Annotated in this window: 19 protein-coding genes; 5 read left to right on the top strand and 14 right to left on the bottom strand. The window is 69.1% G+C overall.

The window, feature by feature from the left end:
* Window positions 1-21: 21 nt before the first annotated feature.
* Window positions 22-1,047 (bottom strand): metallophosphoesterase family protein, encoded by a 1,026-nt coding sequence (locus HJG52_RS14660; RefSeq protein WP_171244363.1) that lies wholly within the window; start codon window positions 1,045-1,047, stop codon window positions 22-24.
* A gap of 132 nt (window positions 1,048-1,179) precedes the next feature.
* Here HJG52_RS14660 and HJG52_RS14665 point away from each other — a divergent pair, with 132 nt between their 5' ends.
* A complete protein-coding gene (locus HJG52_RS14665; RefSeq protein WP_171244364.1) occupies window positions 1,180-2,676 on the top strand; it encodes an MDR family MFS transporter in 1,497 nt (498 codons plus the stop codon).
* Between the two features lie 14 nt (window positions 2,677-2,690).
* On the opposite strand, the gene HJG52_RS14670 is transcribed toward HJG52_RS14665, so the two are convergent.
* Entirely contained in the window at window positions 2,691-3,386 is a 696-nt protein-coding gene (locus tag HJG52_RS14670) for a VTT domain-containing protein (RefSeq protein WP_171244365.1), read from the bottom strand.
* Window positions 3,383-3,832, bottom strand: a complete 450-nt coding sequence (locus tag HJG52_RS14675; protein WP_171244561.1) for a nucleoside deaminase — start codon at window positions 3,830-3,832, stop codon at window positions 3,383-3,385. The genes HJG52_RS14670 and HJG52_RS14675 overlap by 4 nt, the downstream gene beginning before the upstream one ends.
* Window positions 3,833-3,896: 64 nt before the next feature.
* Between HJG52_RS14675 and upp the strand changes: the two genes are divergently transcribed.
* Window positions 3,897-4,535 (top strand): uracil phosphoribosyltransferase, encoded by a 639-nt coding sequence (gene upp / locus HJG52_RS14680; RefSeq protein WP_171244366.1) that lies wholly within the window; start codon window positions 3,897-3,899, stop codon window positions 4,533-4,535.
* Here upp and HJG52_RS14685 read toward each other — a convergent pair.
* The gene (locus tag HJG52_RS14685; protein ID WP_171244367.1) at window positions 4,520-6,421 is read right to left on the bottom strand and encodes a GMC family oxidoreductase; all 1,902 of its coding nucleotides are present in this window, start codon (window positions 6,419-6,421) and stop codon (window positions 4,520-4,522) included. The genes upp and HJG52_RS14685 overlap by 16 nt on opposite strands.
* 121 nt (window positions 6,422-6,542) lie before the next feature.
* Here HJG52_RS14685 and HJG52_RS14690 point away from each other — a divergent pair, with 121 nt between their 5' ends.
* From HJG52_RS14690 to HJG52_RS14700, 3 genes are all read left to right on the top strand, one after another.
* On the top strand, window positions 6,543-6,713 hold the full coding sequence (locus HJG52_RS14690; RefSeq protein WP_171244368.1) for a hypothetical protein: 171 nt from the start codon (window positions 6,543-6,545) through the stop codon (window positions 6,711-6,713).
* Window positions 6,714-6,725: 12 nt separating this feature from the next.
* Window positions 6,726-7,511, top strand: a complete 786-nt coding sequence (locus HJG52_RS14695; RefSeq protein ID WP_171244369.1) for a PH domain-containing protein — start codon at window positions 6,726-6,728, stop codon at window positions 7,509-7,511.
* A 61-nt stretch (window positions 7,512-7,572) separates the two neighbouring features.
* Complete coding sequence (locus HJG52_RS14700; protein ID WP_171244370.1) at window positions 7,573-9,081, top strand: APC family permease; 1,509 nt, start codon at window positions 7,573-7,575, stop codon at window positions 9,079-9,081.
* 144 nt (window positions 9,082-9,225) lie between these two features.
* On the opposite strand, the gene HJG52_RS14705 is transcribed toward HJG52_RS14700, so the two are convergent.
* The 10 genes from HJG52_RS14705 to HJG52_RS14750 all read right to left on the bottom strand — a co-directional run bounded on the left by HJG52_RS14705 (window position 9,226) and on the right by HJG52_RS14750 (window position 25,237).
* The gene (locus HJG52_RS14705) at window positions 9,226-9,942 is read right to left on the bottom strand and encodes a hypothetical protein (protein ID WP_171244371.1); all 717 of its coding nucleotides are present in this window, start codon (window positions 9,940-9,942) and stop codon (window positions 9,226-9,228) included.
* A gap of 464 nt (window positions 9,943-10,406) precedes the next feature.
* The gene (gene pntB / locus HJG52_RS14710; protein ID WP_171244372.1) at window positions 10,407-11,804 is read right to left on the bottom strand and encodes a Re/Si-specific NAD(P)(+) transhydrogenase subunit beta; all 1,398 of its coding nucleotides are present in this window, start codon (window positions 11,802-11,804) and stop codon (window positions 10,407-10,409) included.
* A gap of 10 nt (window positions 11,805-11,814) precedes the next feature.
* Complete coding sequence (locus HJG52_RS14715) at window positions 11,815-13,374, bottom strand: Re/Si-specific NAD(P)(+) transhydrogenase subunit alpha (protein ID WP_171244373.1); 1,560 nt, start codon at window positions 13,372-13,374, stop codon at window positions 11,815-11,817.
* A 188-nt stretch (window positions 13,375-13,562) separates the two neighbouring features.
* Window positions 13,563-13,739, bottom strand: a complete 177-nt coding sequence (locus HJG52_RS14720) for a hypothetical protein (protein ID WP_171244374.1) — start codon at window positions 13,737-13,739, stop codon at window positions 13,563-13,565.
* Window positions 13,740-13,863: 124 nt separating this feature from the next.
* On the bottom strand, window positions 13,864-14,841 hold the full coding sequence (locus HJG52_RS14725) for a pirin family protein (protein ID WP_171244375.1): 978 nt from the start codon (window positions 14,839-14,841) through the stop codon (window positions 13,864-13,866).
* Window positions 14,842-14,916: 75 nt separating this feature from the next.
* Window positions 14,917-16,536, bottom strand: coding sequence for an AMP-binding protein (locus tag HJG52_RS14730; RefSeq protein ID WP_171244376.1), 1,620 nt, complete (start codon window positions 16,534-16,536; stop codon window positions 14,917-14,919).
* Window positions 16,537-16,632: 96 nt separating this feature from the next.
* Window positions 16,633-18,417, bottom strand: coding sequence for a SpaH/EbpB family LPXTG-anchored major pilin (locus tag HJG52_RS14735; protein WP_171244377.1), 1,785 nt, complete (start codon window positions 18,415-18,417; stop codon window positions 16,633-16,635).
* 23 nt (window positions 18,418-18,440) lie between these two features.
* Window positions 18,441-19,418, bottom strand: coding sequence for a class C sortase (locus HJG52_RS14740; RefSeq protein WP_171244378.1), 978 nt, complete (start codon window positions 19,416-19,418; stop codon window positions 18,441-18,443).
* A gap of 128 nt (window positions 19,419-19,546) precedes the next feature.
* Window positions 19,547-21,274 carry a SpaH/EbpB family LPXTG-anchored major pilin gene (locus HJG52_RS14745; protein ID WP_171244379.1) on the bottom strand — a complete coding sequence of 576 codons (1,728 nt, stop codon included), beginning with the start codon at window positions 21,272-21,274 and terminating at the stop codon, window positions 19,547-19,549.
* A gap of 108 nt (window positions 21,275-21,382) precedes the next feature.
* Window positions 21,383-25,237 (bottom strand): DUF6923 family protein, encoded by a 3,855-nt coding sequence (locus tag HJG52_RS14750; RefSeq protein ID WP_171244380.1) that lies wholly within the window; start codon window positions 25,235-25,237, stop codon window positions 21,383-21,385.
* Between the last annotated feature and the right edge of the window lie 282 nt (window positions 25,238-25,519).

A 25,519-nucleotide genomic window follows, 5' to 3' on the forward strand; every position in this document is an offset into this window, starting at 1 on the left:
GCGCGCTACGCGCGGAGGCGACTACCCGGCATACGGGATGCGCTCCCAGCTGAGCACCCGGTCGGCGCCCGGCCGGTTCACCGTGACCTTGAGCCAGTCCTTGTTGTTGTCCGACCCGTCGACCGTGATCCGCTCCAACCCGGCCGCCGAACCGGTCACGCCATAGCGCGACAGCCACACCGACCCGGGCGCCAGCGGACGATCCGAGTTGTAGATGTGCGAGTCGCCGTTGACGAGGTAGACCTCTCCGTCGAACGCGTTCGTCTCGTCGACCAGCGCCTGCACCAGCGGTCGGAACGCCGAGATGTCCGACTCCTTCGGCACATACGTCGGGTCGAACATGTCAGCCTGCTGCATCAGCACCACGGCCCGGTCGTTGCGCTGCCGGGCATCCGCAAACGCCTTGCGCACCAACGCAATCGACGCGTCCATCCGCGCCTGCTCCTCAGTGACCTGCTCGGGTGTCGCCGTCGTGTTCCCGATGCCAGTCCAGGGCGCCAGGTCGTTGTTCGAGCCGACGACGTGCAGCATCCCGAAGGTCACGCCGTCGCGGCGCAGCATCACGTTCTCCGGGAAGGCGGCGTTCGGCACCGTCACCGTCGCCTTGCGGCCCAGGGTCACGCCGGGGCGGTCGAAGAACACCGAACGGTCGAAGGCCAACCGCTCCAACGGGTTGTACGAGCCGTTGTTGGCGCGGTGGCAGTCGGTCCACTCGTTGTCGCCCGGCGTGTAGACCAGCGGGTCGGTGAACCGGTCGAACTGGGTGCGGATCATCCGGTAGTAGGCGTCGTCGCACCGCGTGGACCCGTTCTTGATGTCACCGACGTGGAAGACGGTCGACACGTCGGGGTCGGCGTTGATCTGGTCGATCCAGCGCGGGAACGCCTCGATCTGCGCGGCGCCATAGGGCACGTCACCGATGACGGCGAACGTCTCGTGACCGGGCTTGTCCTGACCGTCCGCCGCGTATGCCGCGGGGCTGGCGAGCGTGGTGGCGCCGACTGCCGCGAGGGTCGCGGCGAGCGCGAGGGCACAGGTGGGTCGCATGGGTCCTCCTGGGGACGGTGGGGGCGGGCTGACCACGTCGGTTCTGCCCGACCGGGGTGAACACCACCCGCACCGGCAGGCAACGGGGCGGTGAACACGTGCTGAGAGCGCCCGGATGGCGGAATGCCGGGAATGCCAGCCCCCGCCGCAGCCTTGTCCCTAGACGTGACTCCTGCTCCCCACGCTGCCATCGGCCTTCGATCCGAACGTGGCCCGGTGCTGCTGGCGCTCATGGTGTCTACCGGGCTCATCGCGATCGACGCGACGATCCTCGCGACCGCGGTGCCATCGGTGGTCAGGGACCTGGGCGGGTTCGCCCAGTTCCCGTGGCTGTTCTCGGTCTACCTGCTGGCCCAGGCCGTCTCCGTGCCGGTCTACGCCAAGCTGGCCGACGTCTTCGGCCGCAAGCCGCTCATGCTGCTCGGCATCGGCCTCTTCCTCGTCGGCTCGCTCCTGTGCGGCTTCGCGTGGAGCATGCCGGCGCTCATCGCGTTCCGCGCCATCCAGGGCCTCGGCGCCGGCGCGGTCCAGCCCATCTCCATGACCATCGCCGGTGACATCTACACGGTCGCCGAGCGCGCCCGGGTACAGGGCTACATCGCCTCCGTCTGGGCCGTCTCCTCGGTCGTCGGGCCGACGCTCGGCGGCATCTTCTCCCAGCTGGGCATCTGGCGCTGGATCTTCTTCGTCAACGTCCCACTCACGCTCGTCGCCGCGGTCCTCATCCTGCGCAACTTCCAGGAGCGGGTGCAGCGTCGCGAGCACCGCATCGACTACCTCGGGTCGGTGCTGCTCACCACCGCCATGACCCTGCTGATCCTCGGCGTCCTCGAGGGCGGCCAGGCGTGGGCCTGGACGTCACCAGTCTCGATCGGCATCTTCGTCGCCGGCCTGGTGCTGCTCGCCGTGTTCGGTCTGGTGGAGCGCCGCGCCGCCGAGCCGGTGCTGCCGCTGTGGGTGTTCTCCCGGCGGCTCCTCGCGACCACCACCCTGCTCGCCCTGGGCGTCGGCGTGATCCTCATCGGGCTCACGTCGTTCGTCCCGACCTACCTCGAGAACTCGCTCGGCGTCGAGCCCCTCACCGCCGGACTCGCACTCGCAGCCCTCACCATCGGCTGGCCGATCTCGGCCACCCTGTCAGGACGGTTGTTCTACCTGCGCCTGGGCTTTCGTCCCACGGTGCTCATCGGTCTCGCGCTCACCGTGGTGGGCACCGGCGCCCTCGCACTGCTCGCCCAACACCCGTCGGTCGCCGTCGTGGCCGCCGCGTCGTTCGTGACGGGCCTCGGCCTTGGTCTCGTCGCGTCCCCGTCGCTCATCGCCGCCCAGGCGAGTGTCGGCTGGGCCGAGCGTGGTGTCGCCACCGGCACGAACATGTTCGCCCGCTCGATCGGCAGCGCGGTCGGTGCCGCGATCTTCGGTGCGGTCGCCAACGGGGTCATCTCCGCCTCGGGCCGTCCCGAGACCGACCCGGCAACCGCCACCGACGCTGGCGCCGCGGTCTTCGTCGCCGTCGCCATCGCCGCCCTGCTCACCGTCGCGGCGGGCGTGTTCATGCCGCAGGTACGCGCCGACCAGGCCACGCCTGCACCCGAGCCGGAGACCGCAACGGAGACCGCCGCGGCCTGACGCTCGGGCCCGACTCAGGCCGGACCGGCGCTGCTGCCGTCATCGCGGGCCGGGTCCGAAGCCTTCCGCCCAGTGCTTGCCGCGGTGTCGTCACGGTGCTCGACGCGACGCCGCCGCACCGCCCACACCGCCAGCGCGACGACCACGATCACCGCGAGCAGCACGGCTGCGCCGGTGCCGAACCACTTCTCCACCCGCTGGTAGGAGTGCCCGGCGAGGTAGCCGGCCGTCACCACGGCGGTGCCCCACGCGATCCCGCCGAGCGCGTTCCACGGCAGGAACGTCCGGTACGGCATCCGCGACAGCCCCGCCAGCGCCGGCATCACCGCGCGCAGGAACGCCGTCCACCGGGCGAGGAACACCGCCGAACCGCCTCGCCGTCGCAGGAAGTCCTGCGCCCCCTCGATCCGCTTCATCCGCTTCTGCAGGATCTTGAGCTGCAGCACCTTGGGGCCGGCCAGCCGCCCGATCTCGTACCCCACCGAGTCACCGATGACGGCGCACAGGATCACCACGGCCAGCACCACGGGATACGAGGTGTGCCCGATGCTCGCGGTGACGCCACCGATGATGGCCAAGGTCTCGCCCGGGAGCACGAACCCGACGAACAGCGCGTCCTCGGCGAACACCACCAGCGCCACGATGAGGTAGACGAGCCACGGCGGCGCCGACAGCACCGTGTTGACGATCGAGTCGACGACCCCACTCACAGCACAGGCTCCGAATCCCTATGTCCCGCAAAGAAGTCCAACAAGACCTGTGACGCCTCCTCGGCCCGCACGTCCCCCACCACCTCGACGAAGTGGTTGGCCCGACGGTCGCGCACGATGTCCCACACCGACCCCGTCGCCCCCAGCTTGGGGTCCCAGGCGCCGAGCACGAGCCGGCCCACGCGGGCGAGCAGGAGCGCACCGGCGCACATGGGGCAGGGTTCGAGCGTCACCACCAGAGTGTGCCCCTCGAGTCGCCACGAGCCGGTATGCCGCGCGGCCTGGCGCAGCGCGACCACCTCGGCGTGGGCGGTGGGGTCGCCGTCGGCCTCGCGGCGGTTGCGCCCCTCCCCGACCACCTCACCCTCCGGTGAGACGACCACCGCGCCCACCGGCACGTCACCATCCGCCGCCGCCTCGGCGGCGAGCTCCAGCGCACGACCCATCCACGCGGCATACCGGGGGTCGGGCAGCGGGCCACGGGTGGAGGTCACGCGCTAAGTTTCGCCTATGCGCGTCCACGTTGCCGACCACCCGCTCATCACGCACAAGCTGACCTACCTGCGCGACAAGCGGACCGACAGCCCCACCTTCCGCCGGCTGGCCGAGGAGCTCGTGACGCTGCTCGCGTACGAGGCGACGCGGGACGTGCGCGTCGAGCCCTACGAGATCGAGACGCCGGTCGCGCCGACGACGGGCATCAAGCTGAGCAACCCCAAGCCGCTCATCGTGCCGATCCTGCGTGCCGGGCTGGGCATGCTCGAGGGCATGGTGCGGCTGCTGCCGAGCGCCGAGGTCGGGTTCCTCGGCATGCAGCGCAACGAGGAGACGCTCGAGGCGATCACCTACGCGAACCGGCTGCCCGACGACCTGTCCGGCCGGCAGTGCTACGTGCTCGACCCGATGCTCGCGACGGGCGGGACGCTCGCCATGTCGATCCAGTACCTCGTCGAGCGCGGTGCCGACGACATCACCGCGGTCACGCTGCTGGCCGCGCCCGAGGGCATCAAGTACGTCGAGGACGAGCTCGCCGGACTCGACATCCCCGTGCACCTCGTCACCGGGGCGATCGACGAGAAGCTCAACGAAAAGGGCTACATCGTCCCCGGCCTCGGGGACGCGGGCGACCGCCTCTACGGCGTCGTCTGAGAGGGCACACCTCCCGGCCCCGGGTGGTCGGCGAGCAGGTCCGCGCTGGCCTTCTCGGCCACGAGGTAGACGGCCGAGGCGATGAAGAACCCCGGGATGTCCGGGAAGACGCTCGCGTCGACGACCCGCAGCCGGTCGACGCCGCGCACCCGGAACTGCCCGTCCAGCACCGCCATCGGGTCGTCGTCACGTCCGATCTTGGCGGTGCCGCACGCGTGGTGTCCCCATGCCGCGTCACGCACGAACTGGCGCAGCTGCTCACGGGTCGTCACGTCGTCGCCCGGCACCACCTCGTGGTCGACCTCGACGTCCTGGAGGTGGCGCACCACGTCGCGGGCGATCTCGATGCCGTCGACGACTCCGTCGAGGTCGGCCTCCCACCCCGCGGCGCCCTCCTCGAAGTAGCGGAAGGCGATCTCGGGGACGTCGGTCGGGTCGGTCGAGCGCAGCGTCACCGACCCCGCCCGGTTGCCGGTGTGGCCCTTGAGCACCAGCACCGAGAGGTTGTCGTGCGTGCGCACCGCGTCCTTGGCATATCCCGGGTAGTAGCCGTGGAAGTCGCTGGGCAGTGAGAAAATGATGAGGTCCGAGTCTGCTTGGGAGACAGAGGATTTCGCGATGATGGCTGCCAATGAACCATTGGTGGAGTATGGCCCGAAACGGTCATCGCGCCACTCGCGGTAGAGGTCGTCGGCGGACTCGTCGTCCGGTGGCACGTCGAGCGCCGATCCCTCGAAGATCGGGTAGTCGCGGGTGACCTTGCTCAGCACCGACACCTCGTAGCGGTCGTGCAGGTTCTCCCCCACGCCCGGGAGCTCGCCCACAACGTCGATGCCCTGCGCGGCCAGCTCGTCCGCGGGCCCGATCCCCGACAGCTTCAGCAGCTGCGGCGTGTTGAAGGCGCCGCCCGCCAGCACGACCTCACGCCGCGCGCGAAAGGTGCGACGCTCCCCTGGGTCCGACCTTCGGGAGGCGGCCTCGGTCGCACCGCCGGGCACGGCGGCATACACCCGTGGTGCCGCGAGGGTCTCCACGCCCACGGCCGTCGCGCCCTCCATCACCACGCGGGTCGCGAGGTGGTTGAGCGCGATGTCGAGTCGCCCGCCGGCGGCGGGTGCATCGCGCCGGGCCTGCAGCACGCGCTCGCGCGCACCGTTGCGGGCACCGTTGCGCACGGCCACCGGGATGAACGCCATCCCCTGGAAGTCGCCGGGGGTGTCGGCCGCATTGGGGTCGCGCGGCAGCGACACGTCCTCGGGGATGCCGAAGCGGTCGCGACTGGTGCGCTCCATCGCCCCGATGATGTCGAGGAACATCGGCTCGCGGCCGCCGATCTGCGGGTTGGCCCGCGTCGTGCCGAGCCAGCCCTCGTGCCCGTGCGCCGCCTTGGCGTCGCGGGTCTGCTCGTCCTCGCCCGGCAGCGGCTCGGGGTCGACGCCCTCCCAGTCCTCCATGCGCCGGAACAGCTCGCGCATGCGGGCCGGGGCCCAGCCCTGGTCACCCGTGAGGTCGGCGAGGCGCTGCCAGTCGCTGTCGTGCGGGTAGATCGTCACCATCGCGCTGATCGCGGTGCTGCCGCCGAGCGTGCTGCCACGCGGGTAGAGGACACCGCCACGGTCGGCCACGTCCTTGGGGTCGCGAGCCTGCTGCTGCGGCGAGTCCCAGTGGTGCACATAGAAATCCCACGCCAGATCGGGGTCCTCGCTCGCGTACGCCTGCATGATCGGGATCTCGTAGGAGGGGCACGTGTGGTCGTCGCCCGCCTCGATGACGAGCACACTGTGCCCTGCCAGCGCGAGGTTGGCGGCCAGCGGCCCGCCACCCGCGCCGGAACCCACCACGACGAAGTCGTACTCGTCCGCCAGCTCACCCCGGTTGTCCACCATGTACCGACCCTACGAGCCACACCCGCGCGGCGCGCCTCCTCGGCCCGGCACGCCCAGTCGGGCACAGTGATCCACTGAGGTGTGTCGCCCCGGCACGCCCCACCGACCCGGAGGAGCCGACATGCAGCGCGTCAAGAAGATCCTGCTGTGGGTCGTCCTGGCGTTCGCCGTCTACGCGATCATCGTCTCCCCCGAGCAGGCGGCCGACATCCTCAAGACCTCCGGGTCGATCCTCGCTGACGGCGTGCGCAGCATCGGCACGTTCTTCGACGCGCTGCTCGGCCGACGCTAGCCGGGACGTCCCGTGCCGCTGCCGGAGCGCCACCACGCCGAGCTGGACCGCTACCTGCTCGACGGCGAGCGGGTGGTCACCGCGGTGCACCAGCACTGGGGCAAGGTCGCCGAGCCGGTGGGCTCCGCCATCGTCGGGCTCGTCATCGCCCTGTGGGTGGACACCAAGGTCGACCCGTCGTTCGGCTGGTTCAGCACCCTGGTGTGGTGGCTGTGGTTCGGGCTGGTGCTGCGCATGGCCTACCGCCTCGCGGAGTGGCGGCACGACTGGTTCGTCGCCACGGACAAGCGGCTGCTGCTCTTCTACGGCTTCATCACGCGCAAGGTGTCGATGATGCCGCTGATGAAGGTGACCGACATGTCCTTCGAGCGCTCGGTGCCGGGTCGCATCCTGGGGTATGGGCGGTTCGTCATGGAGTCGGCCGGCCAGGACCAGGCCCTGCGCGAGGTCAACTGGGTGCCGCAGCCCGACCACAACTACCGCGCGATCTGCGCCGAGATCTTCGGCGTGGCCGACCGTGACTCGGTCGACCCTGACGACGCGGACTCGACGTGGCACCACGACGACCGTTGGGACGACAGGGACTTCGACCACCGCCACGGGGGCGGCGAGGCACCACGGCCGCCACGCGGCATACCTGATCCGTATGCCGGGTGGGACGACGCACGCTTCGGCGGACAGAACGGACCGGGCGACGACGGCTCGGTCTACCGCTCCCCCGACCTGCGCGCGCGTGACCGTAGCGCCGACACGGGCCCCATCCCGATCCGCCCACGGCGCGACGTCGGGGATGACTAGGGCTAGTTTGGCGGGTGCGTAGTCGCGCCGAGGCGGCTGCGGGAGAGCCCGGAGGTCGCCCATGTCCGTGATGCGCACCAAGTCGATCGAGCAGTCGATCCGCGAGACCGACGAACCAGACTTCGCCCTCAAGAAGTCACTGGGCTGGCTCGACCTCACCGTCTTCGGCATCGGCGTGATCATCGGCGCCGGCATCTTCACCTTCACCGGCAAGGCTGCGCAGGCGTATGCCGGGCCGGCCATCGCGATCTCGTTCGTCGTGGCGGCGGTCGTGTGTGGACTGGCGGCGCTCTGCTACGCCGAGTTCGCCTCGACCGTGCCCGTGTCGGGGTCGGCGTACACGTTCTCCTACGCCTCGCTCGGTGAGATCGTCGCGTGGATCATCGGCTGGGACCTCCTGCTCGAGCTGGCGCTGGGAGCCGGCGTGGTGTCGCAGGGCTGGTCGCACTACGCCAACCTGCTGCTCACCGACATGGGCATCAACCTGCCCGACGCGCTCGCCCCCAAGAGTGACTCCAACCCCGGCGGGCAGTTCAACCTGTTGGCGTTTCTGCTGATTGCGGCCCTCACCGCACTCGTCGCGTGGGGCATCAAGGAGTCGATGCGGGTCAACATGGTGCTCGTCGGGGTCAAGCTGTTCATCGTGCTGTTCGTGATCTTCGCGGGCCTGGCCTATATCAAGAGCGCCAACTACACGCCGTTCATCCCTGACGCCATCGCCGGAAAGCAGAGTGAAGGCATCAGGCAGCCCCTGATCCAGTGGCTGTTCGGCTTCACCCCGACGACCTACGGGCTCGGTGGCATCTTCACCGGCGCCTCGATCGTGTTCTTCGCCTACATCGGCTTCGACGTCGTGGCGACCACCGCCGAGGAGGCCAAGAAGCCGCAGCGCGACCTGCCGATCGGCATCATCGCCTCGTTGGTGATCTGCACCATCCTCTACGTCGCCGTCGCGTTCGTCATCACCGGCATGGTCAAGTACGACAAGATCAACCCCGACGCAGCCCTCGCGACCGCGTTCACGGATGTGGGCAAGAGCGGCTACGCCACCTTGATCTCCTGCGGTGCCGTCGCCGGTCTCACCACCGTCGTCATGACGCTCATCATCGGCGCCACTCGCGTGCTGTTCGCGATGTCGCGCGACTGGCTGCTGCCACCGGCCTTCGGCCGCACCAACCCCAAGACGGGCACGCCGGTGCGGATCACGCTCGTCGTCGGCCTCATCGTCGCCTTCATCGGGGCGTGGCTCGGCAACCACATCGACCTCGAGGAAATGGTCAACATCGGCACCCTCGCGGCATTCACGCTCGTGTCGATCGCCGTGCCGATCCTGCGGCGCCGACGCCCCGACCTGAAGCGAGCGTTCACCGTGCCGTTCTCCCCAGTGCTGCCGATCGTGGCCGCGCTGGCGTCGATCTACCTCATGCTCAACCTGTCGATCGAGACGTGGCTGCGCTTCCTCGTGTGGATGGCGCTCGGGTTCGTCGTCTACTTCGCCTACAGCTACCGCAACAGCCGCCTGTCCGGCCGCGCCAAGGAAGGCGAGGTCCCCAGCCTCACCAGCACCTGAGGTACGCCAGCCGCACTTGCTTGCGTCTGCGAGTTTGCCCACCAGCGGGGCAAGTTCACAGACGCTGCAGCCAGGCGCTTGCTTGCGTCTGCGAGTTTGCCCACCAGCGGGGCAAGTTCGCAGACGTTGAGGTATACCGCGTGGTCAGGGCTGCCAACCTCGCGCCACCAGGAGCCGGCGCAGGGCCGCGAAGAACGGGTCCGGGTCGCAGCGCAGGGTGAGGACGGACAGCGGAATGGCCGCGTCCCCAGCACTCTGTAGATCAATCAGGCGAACCTCATCACGCAGAGCGACATCGAGCGCCTCGTGCCCTGCACCGTTGACCTCCAAGGCCACTCCGTACTTGTCCCACCTCACATCCAGGTAGACCCGCCCTCCGCTCAAACGGCACACGTGCTGACGGGACGGTTCGGGCAACCCACGCAGACGGCATTCCTGAGCGAAGTCGAGCTCATTGAGCGAATGAGCTCCATCCGCGATGTCCGCCAACACCGCCTTGAGGACCCGCCGGAACTCGTGGCGTCGAACCTTCTCGAACTCCTCGATCACATCGCCCACTCGAACCAGTCGCTGCTGAATCGGCATCACGAGGCACAGGGCTGCCTGCCGCGTGGACCGGGCCCACAGGGCCGCCTGAACCGTGGCCACGGCCCGTGTGGAACGAGGGATGCCGACCTCCGTGCTGTCGGTCGTCGACCATCGACGGCTTTCGTGAAGGCGAATCTGTAGGCCACTTAAACCTGGCCGTCCCTTTGTACCCAGGGTGGCTGGCGGCGTCGCCTTCTGGAACCCCTTGGGGACCCACAAGTGCGTCACGGGCTCCTCGAAGCCGCGAAGCCCGTCCACCTCCAGGGCGCTCACACCACCAAGGCGTGCACCCGGACCGACCTCGATCAGGGCAGCTCGGAGGGCCGCTTCCCCTGTGAGCGGTCCGTTATGCGTCACCACCCCACGATGCGGGACTGTGCGCCATCGACCCGCCCGGATGTTCGCACGACGGACCCGCCTTGGCACTTCTGCCTGAGCGAGTGTTCGCAGCGGCAGGACGCCAGCGAGGTCCGCAGCAAGTCCCCTGAGGTCGTCATCGTCAGTCACCCGGCCGAGTGAAGCCTGTTTGGGGCGTCAGGGTCAGGCCCCCGTCATGCGGGTGTGGATGATGAGAACCAATCAATGCACCCTGTGGAAACTGCTGAGCATCCACAACGTCTGCGAGTTCGCCCCGCTGGTGGGCAACAACGCAGACGCAAGCAAGCGGCATACCGCAACGTCTGCGAACTTGCCCCGCTGGTGGGCAAACTCGCAGACGCAAGCAAGTGCCGTGGGACTCACAACGCCTTGATGATGTCCTCGACGCGTTCCTTGGCGTCGCCGAAGAGCATTTGGCTGTTGTCCTTGAAGAACAAGGGGTTCTGCACACCGGCATACCCGGTCGCCATCGAGCGCTTGAACACGACGACGTCCTTGGCCTTCCACACCTCGAGCACCGGCATGCCGGCGATCGGGCTGGTCGGCTCCTCCGACGCGGCCGGGTTGACGGTGTCGTTGGCGCCGATCACGAGCACCACGTCGGTGTCGGGGAAGTCGTCGTTGATCTCGTCCATCTCCTCGACGATGTCGTAGGGGACCTTGGCCTCGGCGAGCAGGACGTTCATGTGCCCGGGCAGCCGCCCCGCGACCGGGTGGATGCCGAACCTCACGTCGATCCCGCGCTTGCGCAGCTGCGAGGTCAGCTCCGCGACCGGGTACTGAGCCTGCGCCACCGCCATGCCGTAACCCGGTGTGATGACAACGGATTTCGCGTCCTTGAGCAGCTCCGCGACATCCTCGGCGTTGGTCTCGCGGTGCTCGCCGTAGTCCTTGTCGTCGCCGAGCGATACCTCCTGTCCGAACCCGCCGGCGATGACCGAGATGAACGACCGGTTCATCGCCTTGCACATGATGTAGCTCAGGATCGCACCGGAGGACCCGACGAGCGCGCCCGTCACGATGAGCAGGTCGTTGCCGAGCATGAAGCCCGCCGCGGCGGCCGCCCAGCCCGAGTACGAATTGAGCATCGACACCACGACTGGCATGTCGCCGCCGCCGATCGAGGCGACCAGGTGCCACCCGAACGCCAGCGCAACCACCGTCATCAGGGCCAGTGGCCACAGCGCGTGGGTCTGCACGAAGACCACGAGCAGCACCAGCGACACGATCACCGCGAGCAGGTTGAGCCAGTGTCGCGCCGGCAGCATCAGCGGCGAGGACTTGATCCGCGCCGACAGCTTGAGGAACGCCACGATCGAGCCGGTGAACGTCACGGCACCGATGAACACCCCGAGGAACACCTCGACGAGGTGCACCGTGAGACCCCCGGTGAACTCGCTGGACTCGCCGAAGGAGTTGAACCCGACCAGCACCGCCGCCAACCCGACGAACGAGTGCAGCATCGCGACGAGCTCGGGCATCTGGGTCATCTCGACGACCCGCGCCCGCCACAGCCCGATCGAGCCACCGATCGCCATCGCGACGAGGATCAGCAGCAGCGTGACGATGCCGTTGTGGGCCTGCGACACCGCGAGCCAGATCGTCGCGAGCAGCGCGATGACCATGCCGGTGACGCCAAAAGCGTTGCCCTCCTTGGCCTTCTCGTGTTTCGAGAGGCCAGCGAGGGAGAGAACGAAGAGGACGGCGGAGACGATGTATGCCGCCTGGACGACGTTCGTGGTCGCGGTGCCTGCCATGGTGGTCGCCTCAGTCCTTCCGGAACATCTGGAGCATGCGGCCGGTGACCGCGAACCCACCGAAGATGTTGATGCTCGCGATGACGATGCCGACGAACGCGATGACCTGTACCACCGTGTTGCTGCTACCCACCTGGAGGATCGCGCCGACGAGGATGATGCCGCTGATCGCGTTGGTCTCCGACATCAGCGGCGTGTGCAGCGCGTGCGCGACGTTGGAGATCACGTAGAAGCCGACGATCACCGCGAGTGCGAACACCGTGAAGTGGCCGAGGAAGACGGCCGGCGAGTTGGCCGCGACAAATGCGAACAACAGCGCCGCCACCGCCATTACGGCGTACTTCACACGCGGGTCGCGCGGCTTCTTCTCCGGCTTCTCGGGGGCGCCGGTCGGCGCAGAATCGGCGGCCGCACCCGAAGCGGCCGGCGCCGGTGCTGCACTCACCGCCACCGGTGGTGGCGGCCACAGGGTCTCGCCGTCGCGGCATACCGTCATGCCCCGCTGCACGGGGTCCTCGAGGTCGAGCACCACCCGGCCGTCCTTGCCGGGCGTCAGCAGCTTCATGAGGTTGACGAGGTTGGTCGAGTAGAGTTGGCTGGCCTGGGTCGGCAGCCGGCCGGGCAGGTCGGTGTAGCCGAGGATGATGACGCCGTTCGGCGTGACCACCCGCTCGTCGGGCAGCGACCCGGCGACGTTGCCGCCGTTGGCCGCAGCCATGTCGACGACCACCGACCCGGGCTTCATCGACGCCACCATCTCCTCGGTGATCAGCCTCGGCGCCGGCTTGCCGGGGATCAGCGCGGTCGTGATGACGATGTCGGCGACCTTGGTCTGCTCGGCGTAGAGCTCGGCGGCCTTGCGGTTGAAGTCCTCGCCCATCTCCTTGGCGTACCCGGTCGCGGAGGGGCCCTCATCCTCGAGCCCCTCGATCCGCAGGAACTGCGCCCCCATGGACTCGACCTGTTCGGCCACCTCCGGCCGGGCGTCGAACGCCCGCACGACCGACCCCAGACTTCCGGCGGTGCCGATCGCCGCGAGCCCGGCGACACCCGCGCCCACGACGAGGACGTTCGCCGGGGCCACCTTGCCGGCCGCCGTCACCTGTCCGCCGAAGGTCGCGCCGTACTCGTTCGCGGCCTCGATCACCGCGCGGTAGCCCCCGATGTTGGCCATCGACGACAGCACGTCGAGCGACTGGGCGCGCGAGATGCGCGGCACGGCGTCCATCGCGAGCGCGGTGACGCCGGCTGCGGTGAGCCGCTCGACGAGGCCGGGGTTGATGGCCGGCGAGATGAGGCAGGCGATCATCGTGCCGGCCTGCAGCAGCGCGATCTCGTCGTCGCTCGGCGGGTTGACCTTGAGCACGATGTCGCTGCGCCAGGCATCGGGGCCGGCGACCACGGAGGCGCCGGCCGCGGCATACGCCTCGTCACTGAACGCGGACTGCGCGCCCGCACCCTGCTCGACCGCCACGTCGTAACCCAGGGCGAGCAGCTGCTCGACCGTCTTGGGCGTCGCGGCCACCCGGGTCTCACCCGGTTTGGACTCTGCTGGGACACCGATGCGCACAGCTGCTCCCGTCGTTGGAAGGTGCGTGTCGGTCACAACCTATTGGTTCGGCGGCGCGGCCTCGTGTCGATGTGAGCACGGTCGCGCCCGCCGTCCCAGGTGGTGGACGGCGGGCGCGAGGTATGCCGTGTGGCCGGCGACCGAAAGCGGGTCGCCCGACGCTGGTTGCAGCGTCGCGGGGATACGCCTCAGAAGAGGCCGAACACGATCAGGGCCATCAGGGCGATGAGCGTGATGGCTCCGAGGAACAGGCCGCCGCCGATGTCGCGCTGGGACTCGGCGTAGGGGCGGTCGCTGTGGAGGTAGTCGTGGGGGTAGCGCTTGGCGCGGTCGGCCGCGCGGGTGCGAGTCGTGGAGTTGGTCACTGGAACTCGCCTCCTTTCATTACGATACGCACCGTATCGTATCGCATCCCTGAATGCAATGGGGGGCGCAAGGGTGCCGAATGGGGCACTCCTGCGCCCCCGATCGCCGGGACGTGCGGAGGGGTCAGGCGGTGGCGCCGCCCACGTCGCCGTGCGGCACGGGCTGACCGAGCCGTCCGGCCTGGAAGTCCTCGAACGCCTTGGCCACCTCGGCCTTGGTGTTCATGACGAACGGTCCGGCCCAGGCGACGGGCTCGCGGATCGGCAGCCCGCCGAGCACGACGACGTCGAGCCCCGCGGCATACCGCTCCTGCTGGGTCTGCGCGGCCGACATGCGGATCGCGTCGCCGGCGCCAAAGACGGCGAGCTGGCCCGGGCCGACCGGGGTCTGGTCGGGACCCACGAAGCCGTCGCCGCTCATGACGTACACGAGGGCGTTGAAGTCGCGGCGCCACGGCAGCACGAGCTCGCCGCCAGGGGCGACGGTCGCGTGCACCATGGCCATCGGCGTGTGCGTCGCGCCGGGACCGGAGACGCCGCCCACCTCGCCGGCGATGACGCGCAGCAGCGAGCCGCCGTCGGCCGACGCGACGAGGCCGACCTCGCTCGAACGCAGGTCCTGGTAGGCCGGCGGCTTGAGCTTGTCGACCCTGGGCAGGTTGACCCACAGCTGGAACCCGTGGAACAGCCCACCGCTCACGACCAGGTGCTCCGGCGGCGCCTCGATGTGCAGGATGCCCGAGCCGGCCGTCATCCACTGGGTGTCGCCGTTGGTGATGGAGCCCCCGCCCCCGTAGGAGTCCTGGTGGTCGAAGACGCCGTCGATGATGTAGGTGACGGTCTCGAAGCCGCGGTGCGGGTGCCACGGGGTGCCCTTGGGCTCGCCCGGCGCGTACTCGACGGCTCCCATCTCGTCCATGTGGATGAAGGGGTCGAGGTCACGCAGGTCCACCCCGGCGAAGGCGCGCTTGACCGGGAACCCTTCTCCCTCAAAGCCTTCCGGCGCGGTGCTGATCGCCTTGACCGGTCGCTGCTGCGCCGCGGAGGACACCGCGGGGACGCGGGGCAGGACGGTCAGGTCGGGGACGGTTACTGCTGGCATGACTCGCTCCTGAGATCGTTTCAGTTTCAACTATCCTCGGAACGCGCCGCCGCGTCAAGCCATTCCCGCCCACCGTCAGAGGCCGAGCTCGGCGACCGACTTCTCGCGCATCTCGACCTTGCGCACCTTCCCCGTCACGGTCATGGGGAACTCGTCGACGACCATGACGTAGCGCGGGATCTTGTAGTGCGCCAGCTTGCCGGTCGCGAACGCGCGCACCGACTCCGCATCGAGCGGCTCCGCGCCCTCACGCATCCGGATCCAGGCGCACAGCTCCTCGCCGTACTTCTCGTCCGGCACCCCGATCACCTGGGCGTCGAGGACGTCCGGGTGCGTGTAGAGGAACTCCTCGATCTCGCGCGGGTAGATGTTCTCGCCGCCGCGGATCACCATGTCCTTGATGCGACCGGTGATCTGCACGTAGCCGTCCTCGTCCATGACCGCGATGTCTCCGGTGTGCATCCAACCGTCGATGAGCACCTCGTCGGTCTTGTCCTGCTGCTCCCAGTAGCCGAGCATCACCGAGTAGCCCTTGGTGCAGAACTCCCCCGGCGTGCCGTGCGGCACGGTCTCGCCGGTCACCGGGTCGACGACCTTGATCTCGAGGTGCGGCATGACCCGCCCGACCGTGCCGACCTTGCGCTCGAACGAGTCGTCGCGCCGCGTCTGCGTCGACACCGGGGACGTCTCGGTCATGCCGTAGCAGATCGTCATCTCGTCGATCCCGGCGTCGATGAGCTTGCTCATCATCGTTGCGGGACAAGGGGATCCGGCCATGATGCCGGTGCGCACCGACGTCAGGTCGTATGCCGCGAGGTCGGGTTGGGACCACTCGGCGATGAACATCGTGGGGACGCCGTAGAGGCTGGTCACCTTCTCGTCGGACGTTGCCTGCAGTGTCGCGGCGGGGTCGAAGCCCGGCGCCGGGATCACCATGACCGAGCCGTGGGTGGTGGCCGCGAGGTTGCCCATGACCATGCCGAAGCAGTGGTAGAAGGGCACCGGGATGTTGATCCGGTCGTTCTCGGTGTACCCACAGATCTCGCCGACGAAGTAGCCATTGTTGAGGATGTTGCGGTGCGACAGCGTCGCGCCCTTGGGGAATCCCGTGGTGCCCGACGTGTACTGGATATTGATCGGCTCGCTCGCGTCGAGGCTTCGCTGGACCTCGGCGACCGACTCGCTGCCGACCTCCTCGGCACGCACGAGCAGCTCGTCCCACGAGGACTGCCCGAAGACCCACGCGTTCCGCACGTCCGGCACCGCACCCGAGTCGCGCACCTCCCCCAGCATGGCGACGTAGTCGCTGGTCTTGAACGACGGCGCCAGGAAGACGTGCGCGATGCCGGCCTGCTTGAGCACGTACTCCAGCTCGTGGGTCCGGTAGGCGGGGTTGATGTTGACGAGGATCGCGCCGATCTTCGCCGTCGCGTACTGCACGACCGTCCACTCGGCGCGGTTGGGCGACCAGATGCCGACGCGCTCCCCCTTCTCGACGCCGGCGGCGAGCAGCGCGCGGGCGAGGCGGTCGACCTCACCGGCGAACTCGGCATACGTCCAGCGAATGCCCTGCTGGACGTCGATGAGCGCCTCGCGGTCCCCGAACCGCGACACCGTCGCGTCGAGGTTGTCCGGGATCGTCTGCTCGAGCAGTGCTGGTTCGGTCTCGCCCACGGCGTGTGACAGCGTCGTCATGGCGACATTGGACCCCGGTTCGGCGTGGGTGGCAATGGTCGGCCCGGCCAGTGGAGCGGCTGTGGGGTGGCCGGCAGGGAGAAGTCGACGAGCGGCTCAGACGGCCTCGGCGGTCTCGTCGCGGCGGTGCCGCGCGAACCACGCGAGCACCAGCCCCGCGACGAGCAGGCCGCACCCGAGCAGCAGCATCTGGAGCAGCTCGACACCGGTGAACGCGAGCGGTCCGGCCGAGCCGGTCGAGCCGGCCGAGCCGGGGTGCTCGACAGTGCCGCCACCCGTGACAGGGTCAGCAGAACCGCTCGGGTCATTGACGATTCGCACTCCACCGGTCGCGTCGGCCTTCTCCGTGCGGCCGTCCTGGAGCACCCGCACCCGGATGGGCTCGCCCGAGGCGACGTACCCAGTCGGCGCCGTCGTCTCGAGCAGCCAGTAGCTGTCGGTGGCCGGGCCGTCGTTCTGGAGGTCGTTGACGTGCAACCCGGGAAGCTGGGTCATGCCGTCGGCGTCCGTGGGCGCGGAGACCGCGACCGGGTTGCGACCGGCGCGGGCGTCGGCCTCGGTGCGGTATGCCGTGAAGCGCGCGCCGGCGAGGTCGGCCCCTGTGCTCGCGGCGACCTTGTGGATCCTCATCGTGGAGAACACCGTGCGCACCGTGTTGCTGGCCACCCCACACGAGGCGACCGACGCCAACGGTGCCGCGCCCCCAGACGCGGCGCCGACCGGCATACCCGTCGTGCAGGCAACCGCCGTGTTGGGCAGGGTGAGCACAGGAGCGGCACCGCCGCGGGCCAGTTCACGGGACGCCATCGTGGTCGTCTCAGTGACCGACGCCTTCACGCGGGCCTGGAGCGTCAGCCGCACCACAGCCCCGGGGTCGAAGGCCGACAGCGTGGTGAGCCGGGTCAGCCCCGACGCGGTGAAGGCCGCGGCCACCGAGCTGCTCGTGCGCTCGAGCACGTAGTCGCAACCTGTCGTGGTGCCCTCCGCGCAGGCCACGAGCGGGCTCGTCGCGGCCCCGACCACCGCGAGCGTCACCGCACCGGTCCACCCAGCCCCACTCAGCTCGAGGTAGTCGCTGGTGTGGCGAACCGGATTGCTGCCGGGCACGACGGCCGTCGCGAGGTCGTCCCTGACTGCGAACGCCGGAAGGGCCACGCCACGCGGTATGTCGGCGTCGATCGTGTAGGTAAGGACGTGTCCGGCGACCGGTGCATCCTGCCCGGCGACGCCTGCGTTGCCGTCCGCGACCGTCTTGGTCACGCCGAGTTTGCTGTTCTTCGGGTAGACGTTGACGTCGTAGCTCCACGACGTGCCGCTCGGCGCCACCATCGGGATCGTGACGAGGAAGTCGGCCGCGCCGAGGTAGCTGGGGTCGGGGCTGCCTCCCGGGCCCATGACCCCGACCTCGTGGACCAGGTAGAGCCCCACGGGCAGGTCGCCCACGACGGTGACGCCGTCACTGCCGGTCGGGGCGGCCTTGACCGTGGCGCCGAGGTTCGCCCGTGCGGCGGTGAGGTCTTCCTGGTAGGCCTGCACCTGCTTCCAGCCGTCGGTGGTGCGGACGTCGACACCGTCGACGCGGGTGACGGTGAAGACCGCGCCCGCGATGGCGCGAGCCTCGTCCGGCAGGGTGAGTGCCGTGCCGTCCGCCGGGTATGCCGTCTGGTCCAGACCCGCTTGCAGGTGCTTGTGGATGACGAGGCGGCCGGTGGCGTCGGCCGGGATCTCGGTCGGGTCGACGGGGGTGAATGCCGACGGAGCGGCCGTGGGCGCCGCAACCGCGGGCGCCGCAGCTGCGAGCGGCGCGGCCGTGGCCGGCACGGCCAGGCTCAGCTCGCACGCCAGCGCGAGCAGGAGCATGCCTGCCCAGCGCAGTGCCATTCTCGTTCGCACGGTGGACTCCGTCAGACGTCTTCGGTCGGGGTGGTCGGGTTGTTCTTGGTCGCGCGGGCTGCCGCCAGCGCCGCACGGCGTCGGGCGCGCCGGCGGTCGCCACGGATCCACAGGGCGACCATCACGAGCAGCACCAGCAGGCCGACGCCGGCGCCGATGAGCCGCGGCCACATCCACGACTCGATGCTCCAGTCCATGCCGGTGGCGACCCGCGTCGGGTCCGCGGCGGGGTCGTAGGCGACGCGGTGACCGCGCACGAGCAGGCGGTGCGTGTTCACGGCATACGGCGTGCAGGTGACGAGGGTGACCTGGTCGGCACCCGGCGTTCGCACGAGGTCTCCCAGCTGGTCGGGGAGGACCACTTTGACCTGGTCGACCTCGTAGGCGAGCGTGCGCCCGTAGACGTCGACGTAGAAGCGGTCGCCGACCTTCACCTGGGGCAGGTGGTCGAACATCGTCGCGTTCTCCAGCGAGCTGTGCCCCGTGAGGACCGCGTGGGTGCCGGGGCCGCCGACCGGAAGGGTCGAGCCGTAGAGGTGGCCGATGCCGCGGGCGAGGGTCTCGTCGCTGGTGCCGTGGTAGACGGGCAGGTCGACCTTGATGGACGGGATGCGGATGCGCGCCATCGCGTCGAAGAGGTTCAGCTGGGCGAGGTAGGCGCGGTGCTGGGCGTTGGTGGCGGCCTGCTCCGGCTTCCAGGGGTCCTGGAGCTGGCCGGGCGGGAGGGCCGCGTTGTACTGCTCCGCCTTGGCCAGCGCCTCGTTCAGAGTGACGGGTGCCGTCTTCTCCGTCTGGTCCTGGTAGCGCTGGGCGAACTGGCGCTGGTGGTAGTTGTTCCAGTACGTCGCCCCCACCGGGTAGAGGATCACCGCGATGCCCGCCAGCACGAGCAGCAGCGGCACCACGCGGTGTCGCCACTCGCTGCGCCGGCGCGGGGCGCGGGCAGCGGGCACCGGCGCGGGGGCCGGTCGCTCGAGCAGGGTGGTCATCTCAGGTGTCCTTGGTGGTCCGTGGTGGGTGGCGGTGCTGGTGGCGGGAAACCCTTGGAGGGAAACGGGTTTCCCGCCACCAGGTCTTGCTCGTCAGGGCAGTGACGGCTCGGTGGTCAGGCGACCACTCAGGCGTCCTGCTCCTCCCGACGACGGTTCTTCATGGAGTAGGCGACACCGCCACCGACGAGGAGCAGGCCGAGGGCGCTCATCGCCGCGACGCCGGAACCACCCGTGAGGGGCAGGCTGTTGCCGAAGTTGGCCTGCTCGTTGGCGACCCGCTGGGTGACCGAGGCGGGGGCCGTAGTGCTGCCGGTGGTGTAGTCGATCGTGATGTAGCGCGGCGCGGCGTCGAGGTTGTAGCCGGCCGGCGCCTTGGTCTCCACGAGGCAGTAGGACAGCCACTTGGTCTGGTCCGCGACCGGTCCGCCGTTGTAGAAGTTCGACGTCTGCAGGCCGGTGAAGGTGGCCTTGTTGTTCGAGCCGATGGTGGCGGTGTTGATCGGCGTGCCGCTCACGTCGCTCGCCGAGCAGGTGTTGTCACCGGGGGTGGCGTCGGCGTAGATCGCGAAGACCGCACCGGCCAGGTTGGCGCCGGAGTTCTGCGGGTCGTACTTGTCGACCACTACGGTGCCGTACTTGCTCTCGACGACCGGCGACGGGGTGCCCGGCACGGTGCCGGGCGGCGTGGTGGCCGGGGTCTCCGGGTTCACACCGGCGGTGCCGTACTGGTCCCACCAGTTCTGGTTGGGGACGAACGAGGCCTTGTTGGGGATGACGCCGTCCGCGTCGAGGGCACCGACGGTGGTGTGCAGCGTGGTGACGACGTTGAGGCTGCGGTTGGCCTCGAGCTTGGCCAGGCCCGCGTCGGTGAAGACGACGGTGACGAGCGGGCCGTTCGCGACCGAGCCGGAGGTGTATGCCGTGGCCGGGGTCGTTGCGTTGGGGGCCGTGTAGACGGTGTAGTCGGTGCCGGCGACCAGGGCGGTGCCGTTCGACAGCTTGAGGTCGGCGCCGGTGAAGGTGAGGGCCGGGTCGAGGTCGTCGTAGACGACATACATGCCGAGCGGGTTCGTGCCGTCGGTGATGGAGCTGGTGACGGTGTAGTCGACCGCGTGCGAGCCGGTGTTGCCGGCGTCACCGGTGGTGGTGCCCTTGTCGGTGGCGGCCTTGGCGATCGAGTCCGACTGGTTCTTCGGGTAGACGTTGACGTCGTACATCCACCGGGTCGGGTCGCTCGGGTTGGTCATCGGCAGGGTCACGAAGAACGGCGCGGCCGGGGTGACCGTGCTCTTGTCGATCGTCGTGCCGTTCGAGGTGAGCGTGCCGGAGGTCTTCAGGTTCTCGGCCACGAGGTAGAACCCGACACCCGTCGGCTTGGTGAACGTCGCCGAGCCCGAGGCGTCGGTGGTGACGGTGGCCGACTTGGCGATGTAGTAGGTCTTCCCGTTGATCGTGAAAGAGCCAGCAGCGATGTCGGCCGAGCTCGGGGTGTAGCCGGTGATCGCAGACGCGTCGGTCCAGCCCTGGTTGGTCGTGAGGTCGACCTTCTGGGTGTGCGCGGCGTCGTAGAACACCTGGTAGACGTCGAAGTTCACGCCCTGGAGGGGCGGCTGGTTGACCGTCTGCTCGGTGCCGTTGTTCGGCTGGCCGGTCTGGACACCGAGGTACTTGTGGATGCTCAGCTGGACCGTGGCGGTGGGGTTGATGAGGGCCTTGTTGGACGTGTTCTCCTGGGAGACACCGCCGACGGCGTAGGGGTTGCCGGTGTCGGCGAGGGCGACCGTGGCGGGGGCCAGGGTCAGTGTCGCGGCAGCGAGGACAGCCGCGGCGTAGGCGTAAGAGCGCTTGCTCATGGGGACGTGCCTTTCTGAAAGTGATTGTGGTTGTTCGTTATTCACTTGTCCGGGGGGTCTCGCGGCTGCTTGCCCTATCGGCCCATCCGGTCTCCGGTGTGCTCCGGCTCAGGAGGTGAGTCCCGGAGCGCGTCGACCGGATGGTCTTCGGGTGTATGCCGCGCCGAGCGCGACGATGAGCAGGCCGAGCAGCGTGGTGCGCAGCGGCCCGTGGCCACCTGCTGCCGGCAGTCGGCCGGCCTTGCTGTCGACGACCTGGATGGTCGTGGTGCTGCCCGGGGCGAGCATGACGCTGGTGGGCGCGCCCACGAGGGTGATGCCACTCGAGCCGAGGGTGAAGCGGATCGGCTGGGCCAGCAGCTCGTACCCGCCCGGCGACTTGGTCTCCACCAGCCAGTAGGTGCCGGGGTAGGCCAGGGCGGCCGAGGTGAAGGCGGCACCGCCGGTGACGTCGGCGGTGATGCCGTTCGCGATCGGGGTCGCGCCCGCCTGGCTCGGGTCGGTGGCGTAGATGGCGAACGTCGCGCCGGGCAGCGGGCAGGTGGTCGCACCACCGGCGCAGGTGGTGCCGAGCTTGTTGACCTTGACGACCTGGGTCGGCTTCGTCACCGGCGCACAGGCGTCGTTGTTGGCCGACCCGTCGGAGTCACCCACCATCGACACCAGGTTGAAGAACCCGCCGGCCGAGGGCGTTCCACCGCCGGTGGTGTTGCAGGTGGCCGCCTTGGTCCAGTCGACGGCGGTGAGGTCAGCGGCCTTGCCGTTGACGACGATGCTGTAGCTGGCCGTCCCACCGGGCGCGATGGTTGCCGCCGAGGCCGGGATGGCGAACGAGCCCCCCGTGAGGGTCTGCGCCGTGCCGCCGACGGTCACCGACGTGACCGCGAAACCCGTGGGGAGAGTGACGGAGTCGGTGATCGCCGGGTGCTTTGCGGCGACGCTGCCGGTGTTGGTCACGATGACCGTGTAGGTGACTGAGGCTGTGCCGTCTGCGGCGGTCTGCACGCTCGTGCCCGTGCCACCCGCGGTGCCACCCTGGGCGAGCTTCTGGATGCCGAACCGCGGCGGCGGCGCAGTGCATGCACTGTTGTTGGAGGTGTTCGACTCCTGGCCGGTCGGTAGCGCCACGGAGTTGTAGAGCCCGGTGCCCGGGCCGCCACACAGGGCCGCAGCGGAGGCGCCGCTGTAGGTGAAGGTGACGGACACGGCATACGTGTCAGTCGCCCCCGCGGCGAGCGCGGTGGTGCCGTTCGGCCCCACCGTGAAGGTGAAGGGGCCGGTCGCCCCGAACGTCGTCGTGCCCGTCGCGGCGCCCTTGGTCCAGGTGGCGGTCTTCGGCGTGAGGTTCGGGTCGAAGCCGAGGGTGTCGGTGACGGGCCCATAGCTGCCCGCGCCGGTGCCGGTGTTGGAGACCGTGACTGTGTATGCCGCGGTGTAGACGCCGTTCGCGTCCGGCCCGGTCAGTGCCCCAGCCGTCTTGGCGACGTCGAGCGTCGGGAACAGGACCGTGAGGTGGGCCGTGTCGGTGGCGGTCGCGGAACGGTTGGTGGTGAGGCCCGTGCCGGTGGCGGTGCCGACGTTGTCGACGCTGTTCGCGGGCGCGGTGGCGGCCGACCAGTAGAGCCACGTCTCGCCCGGGTCGAGCTGGTTGTTGGTGTTGGTGTCGCCGGACTTGTAGCCGGCCGGTGACGCGAGGCCCGAGATGGAGCCCAGCTTGTCGTCGGTGACCGTGACGGTCCTGACGGGCTCGGTGTACCCGGTTGGCAACGACACGGCATACACGTAGACGACCTGGTCACCCCGGTTGACGGTGAGGCTGTCGACCCCGTTGCCCGACCCGGAGGCGAGACGCACGTTCTTGACCACGTTGATGGCGGGGGCCGGGTTGACGCACGCGCTGTTGTTGGTCGTGGACGCGCTGGCACTCTCGCCGTCGGCGCCCACCGTGTTGTAGAGACCGTTGCCGGCGGTCCCGTTACACAGGGTGAGCGTGGAGGACGCGGTCGGTGCCTGCTTGACGACCACGGTCACCGTGTAGATGTGCACGCCACCTGAGTTGATCGAGGTCCCGGCCGTGCCGAAGGTGTAGCTGCCCGTCGCGTCGGCGGTGACCGCGGTCGCAGGGGCGCCGGTCGGCCCACCGGCCCAGCTGAAGCTCACGATGGAGACGCCGCTGCTGAAGGCAGGGGTGTCCACGAGCGGGCCGTACAGTCCCGCGATGGTTCCGGTGCCCGTGTTCCTCACGGTCACCGTGTAGGACGCGGTGTAGTTGCCGTTCCCGTCCGGACCGGTGACCGTGGCGCCGCCTGCCGCCTTGGCCACGTCGATCTTGGCGTCAGAGATGCACGTCTGGGCACTCGAGGTGTTGTTGGCCGGCACCGGGTCGGCCTCGTTGCTGCCGGTCACCGTCGCGGAGTTGGTGATGCACTGGGTCGTGCCGGGGGCCTTGGCGGTGATCTGGACGTCGTAGCTGTCGCCTGGGTTGAGGACACCGTTCTGGCAGGTGACCGTGTTGCCGGAGACCGCGCAGTTCGGGTACGCGGTCTTGTCGACTGTGACTCCGGTGTAGGCGGACGGGACCACGTCGGTGACGAAGCCGCCGGAGGAGATCCCGGGGCCGTTGTTCGTGACGGTGAGGGTGAAGGTCACTGTGCCGCTCGGCGCCACGGTGGGCGTGGCGGTCTTGAGCACGGCCAGGTCGACATTGTTGTTGTCGACGCAGCTGGCGCCGTCGTTGTTGCCCGAGGTCGGGCCGGTGCGGCTGCTGACCACGGCGCCGGCGGTGGTGACCTGGGCCATCTTGTTCTGGGTGTTGGCGTCGAAGCCGAGGTTGCCGTTGCCGTAGGTCCACGCCGCACCGTAGATGTCGCTGGGCAGTCCGGTGTTGGCAACGGAGCTCCAGGTCTTCGTGGTCGTGTCGAAGGCGTAGAGGGTGGAGCTGCTGTTGTTGATGCCGTAGAGCTTGCTGTCGACGAAGGCGAAGTCGTTTGTCCGGGGGATGGCCGAGCCGTCGTAGAACTTCGTCGCCGAGACGTTGGCTGGCGGCACGCTGGGCACGGCGGGGACCGAGGCGAGGTTGATCGTGTAGATCGCCCCGGTCGTGCTCATGTTGGAGAAGTAGAAGTCGCCGCCCGAGATGGCACCGGCGTTGATGCCCCCGGTCCCCGTCAGGGTGCCCGCCGCCCTGTCGGCAGTGGCGATGTTGTCGATCGCGCCGAGGTCCTGGATGGTGCCGGAGCCGTCGATGCGGAGCAGGTGGTTGGCCAGGGTGACGCTGCCGGAGTTCCAGTTCGAGACGGCGTAGAGGTAGTGGTCCGCGGGGTTGTAGGCCAGTGCGTTGTAGCCCCACGTGGTCTGGCTGTCCGCCGGGATGAAGTCGGACGACGTCGACGTCGTGTACTGCTGGAACAGCGTCGTGTACGGGTTGGTGGTCGGCTTGTTCTGGGCGACCCAGAAGGTCGGGCTCGTGCAGTCGATCGGCACCAGCGAGGTCGCCGTGACCTGCACCGTGACGGCCTGGGACACGGTCGAGGTGCCGGTGCAGGTGAAGAAGACGTTGCAGGTGTACGTGTACGTGTAGCGGGCCGACGCCGTCGACGTGGTGGTCTGGTTCCGGGTCGTCGTGCAGGTGAACGTCTGCGATGCGCCGGGCGCCAGGTTGGTCGCCGTCGGGGTGATCGGCGAGCAGCTCGGGTCGTTGATCGCCGGGCTGCCGGGACGCAGCGTGGTACCGGCCGTGAGGTTCTTGACGGTGTAGGTGTACGTCACCGACCCGCCCTGGGTGACGGTCGACGGGGTGGCGGTCACGCCGAGGCTGAGCCGACCGTCGGCCGACGTGGTCGGATTCGCGGCCATCGCCGGTGCGAGGACGTCGATGCTGGGGCTGGACAGCGCCGCGACGAGAACCCAGAGGAACGCCAGACCGGCTGCGACGACCGTGCGCGCCGCCACGACTCGACGCACGCCGGAACGCCGCGCATCGGCGCGCCCCACTCGGGTCGGCGCGGGCCGACGTTGGCCGGCCCCCCACTGGTGTTTCCTCACGGCGCCAAGAGTCGGTAAAGACTTGGTAAAGAGCAATCACCTGGCTGAGCGTTCAACTATCTATGCGTCAAGCTCCCGCCGAGCGCCTCACGAAAGGGCAAAACCGCAGGTCAGAGGCCCTGTGCGAGGGCATTTCCGGCCCTCGCGACCAAGTGCGCGCACCGCCTCATCAGCCCCACAGAGGCACAAAACCGGCATAAA

The sequence above is a fragment of the Knoellia koreensis genome (assembly GCF_013041615.1).
Classification (GTDB): domain Bacteria; phylum Actinomycetota; class Actinomycetes; order Actinomycetales; family Dermatophilaceae; genus Pedococcus; species Pedococcus koreensis.

Coding starts and splice junctions, on each gene's coding strand:
- HJG52_RS14685 (WP_171244367.1), bottom strand. CDS start 6,421: ATGGTGGACAACCGGGGTGAGCTGGCGGACGAGTACGACTTCGTCGTG.
- HJG52_RS14665 (WP_171244364.1), top strand. CDS start 1,180: ATGCCAGCCCCCGCCGCAGCCTTGTCCCTAGACGTGACTCCTGCTCCC.
- HJG52_RS14745 (WP_171244379.1), bottom strand. CDS start 21,274: ATGAGCAAGCGCTCTTACGCCTACGCCGCGGCTGTCCTCGCTGCCGCG.
- pntB (WP_171244372.1), bottom strand. CDS start 11,804: ATGGCAGGCACCGCGACCACGAACGTCGTCCAGGCGGCATACATCGTC.
- HJG52_RS14735 (WP_171244377.1), bottom strand. CDS start 18,417: ATGGCACTGCGCTGGGCAGGCATGCTCCTGCTCGCGCTGGCGTGCGAG.
- HJG52_RS14660 (WP_171244363.1), bottom strand. CDS start 1,047: ATGCGACCCACCTGTGCCCTCGCGCTCGCCGCGACCCTCGCGGCAGTC.
- HJG52_RS14700 (WP_171244370.1), top strand. CDS start 7,573: ATGTCCGTGATGCGCACCAAGTCGATCGAGCAGTCGATCCGCGAGACC.
- HJG52_RS14740 (WP_171244378.1), bottom strand. CDS start 19,418: ATGACCACCCTGCTCGAGCGACCGGCCCCCGCGCCGGTGCCCGCTGCC.
- HJG52_RS14690 (WP_171244368.1), top strand. CDS start 6,543: ATGCAGCGCGTCAAGAAGATCCTGCTGTGGGTCGTCCTGGCGTTCGCC.
- HJG52_RS14675 (WP_171244561.1), bottom strand. CDS start 3,832: ATGGGTCGTGCGCTGGAGCTCGCCGCCGAGGCGGCGGCGGATGGTGAC.
- HJG52_RS14725 (WP_171244375.1), bottom strand. CDS start 14,841: ATGCCAGCAGTAACCGTCCCCGACCTGACCGTCCTGCCCCGCGTCCCC.
- upp (WP_171244366.1), top strand. CDS start 3,897: ATGCGCGTCCACGTTGCCGACCACCCGCTCATCACGCACAAGCTGACC.
- HJG52_RS14730 (WP_171244376.1), bottom strand. CDS start 16,536: ATGACGACGCTGTCACACGCCGTGGGCGAGACCGAACCAGCACTGCTC.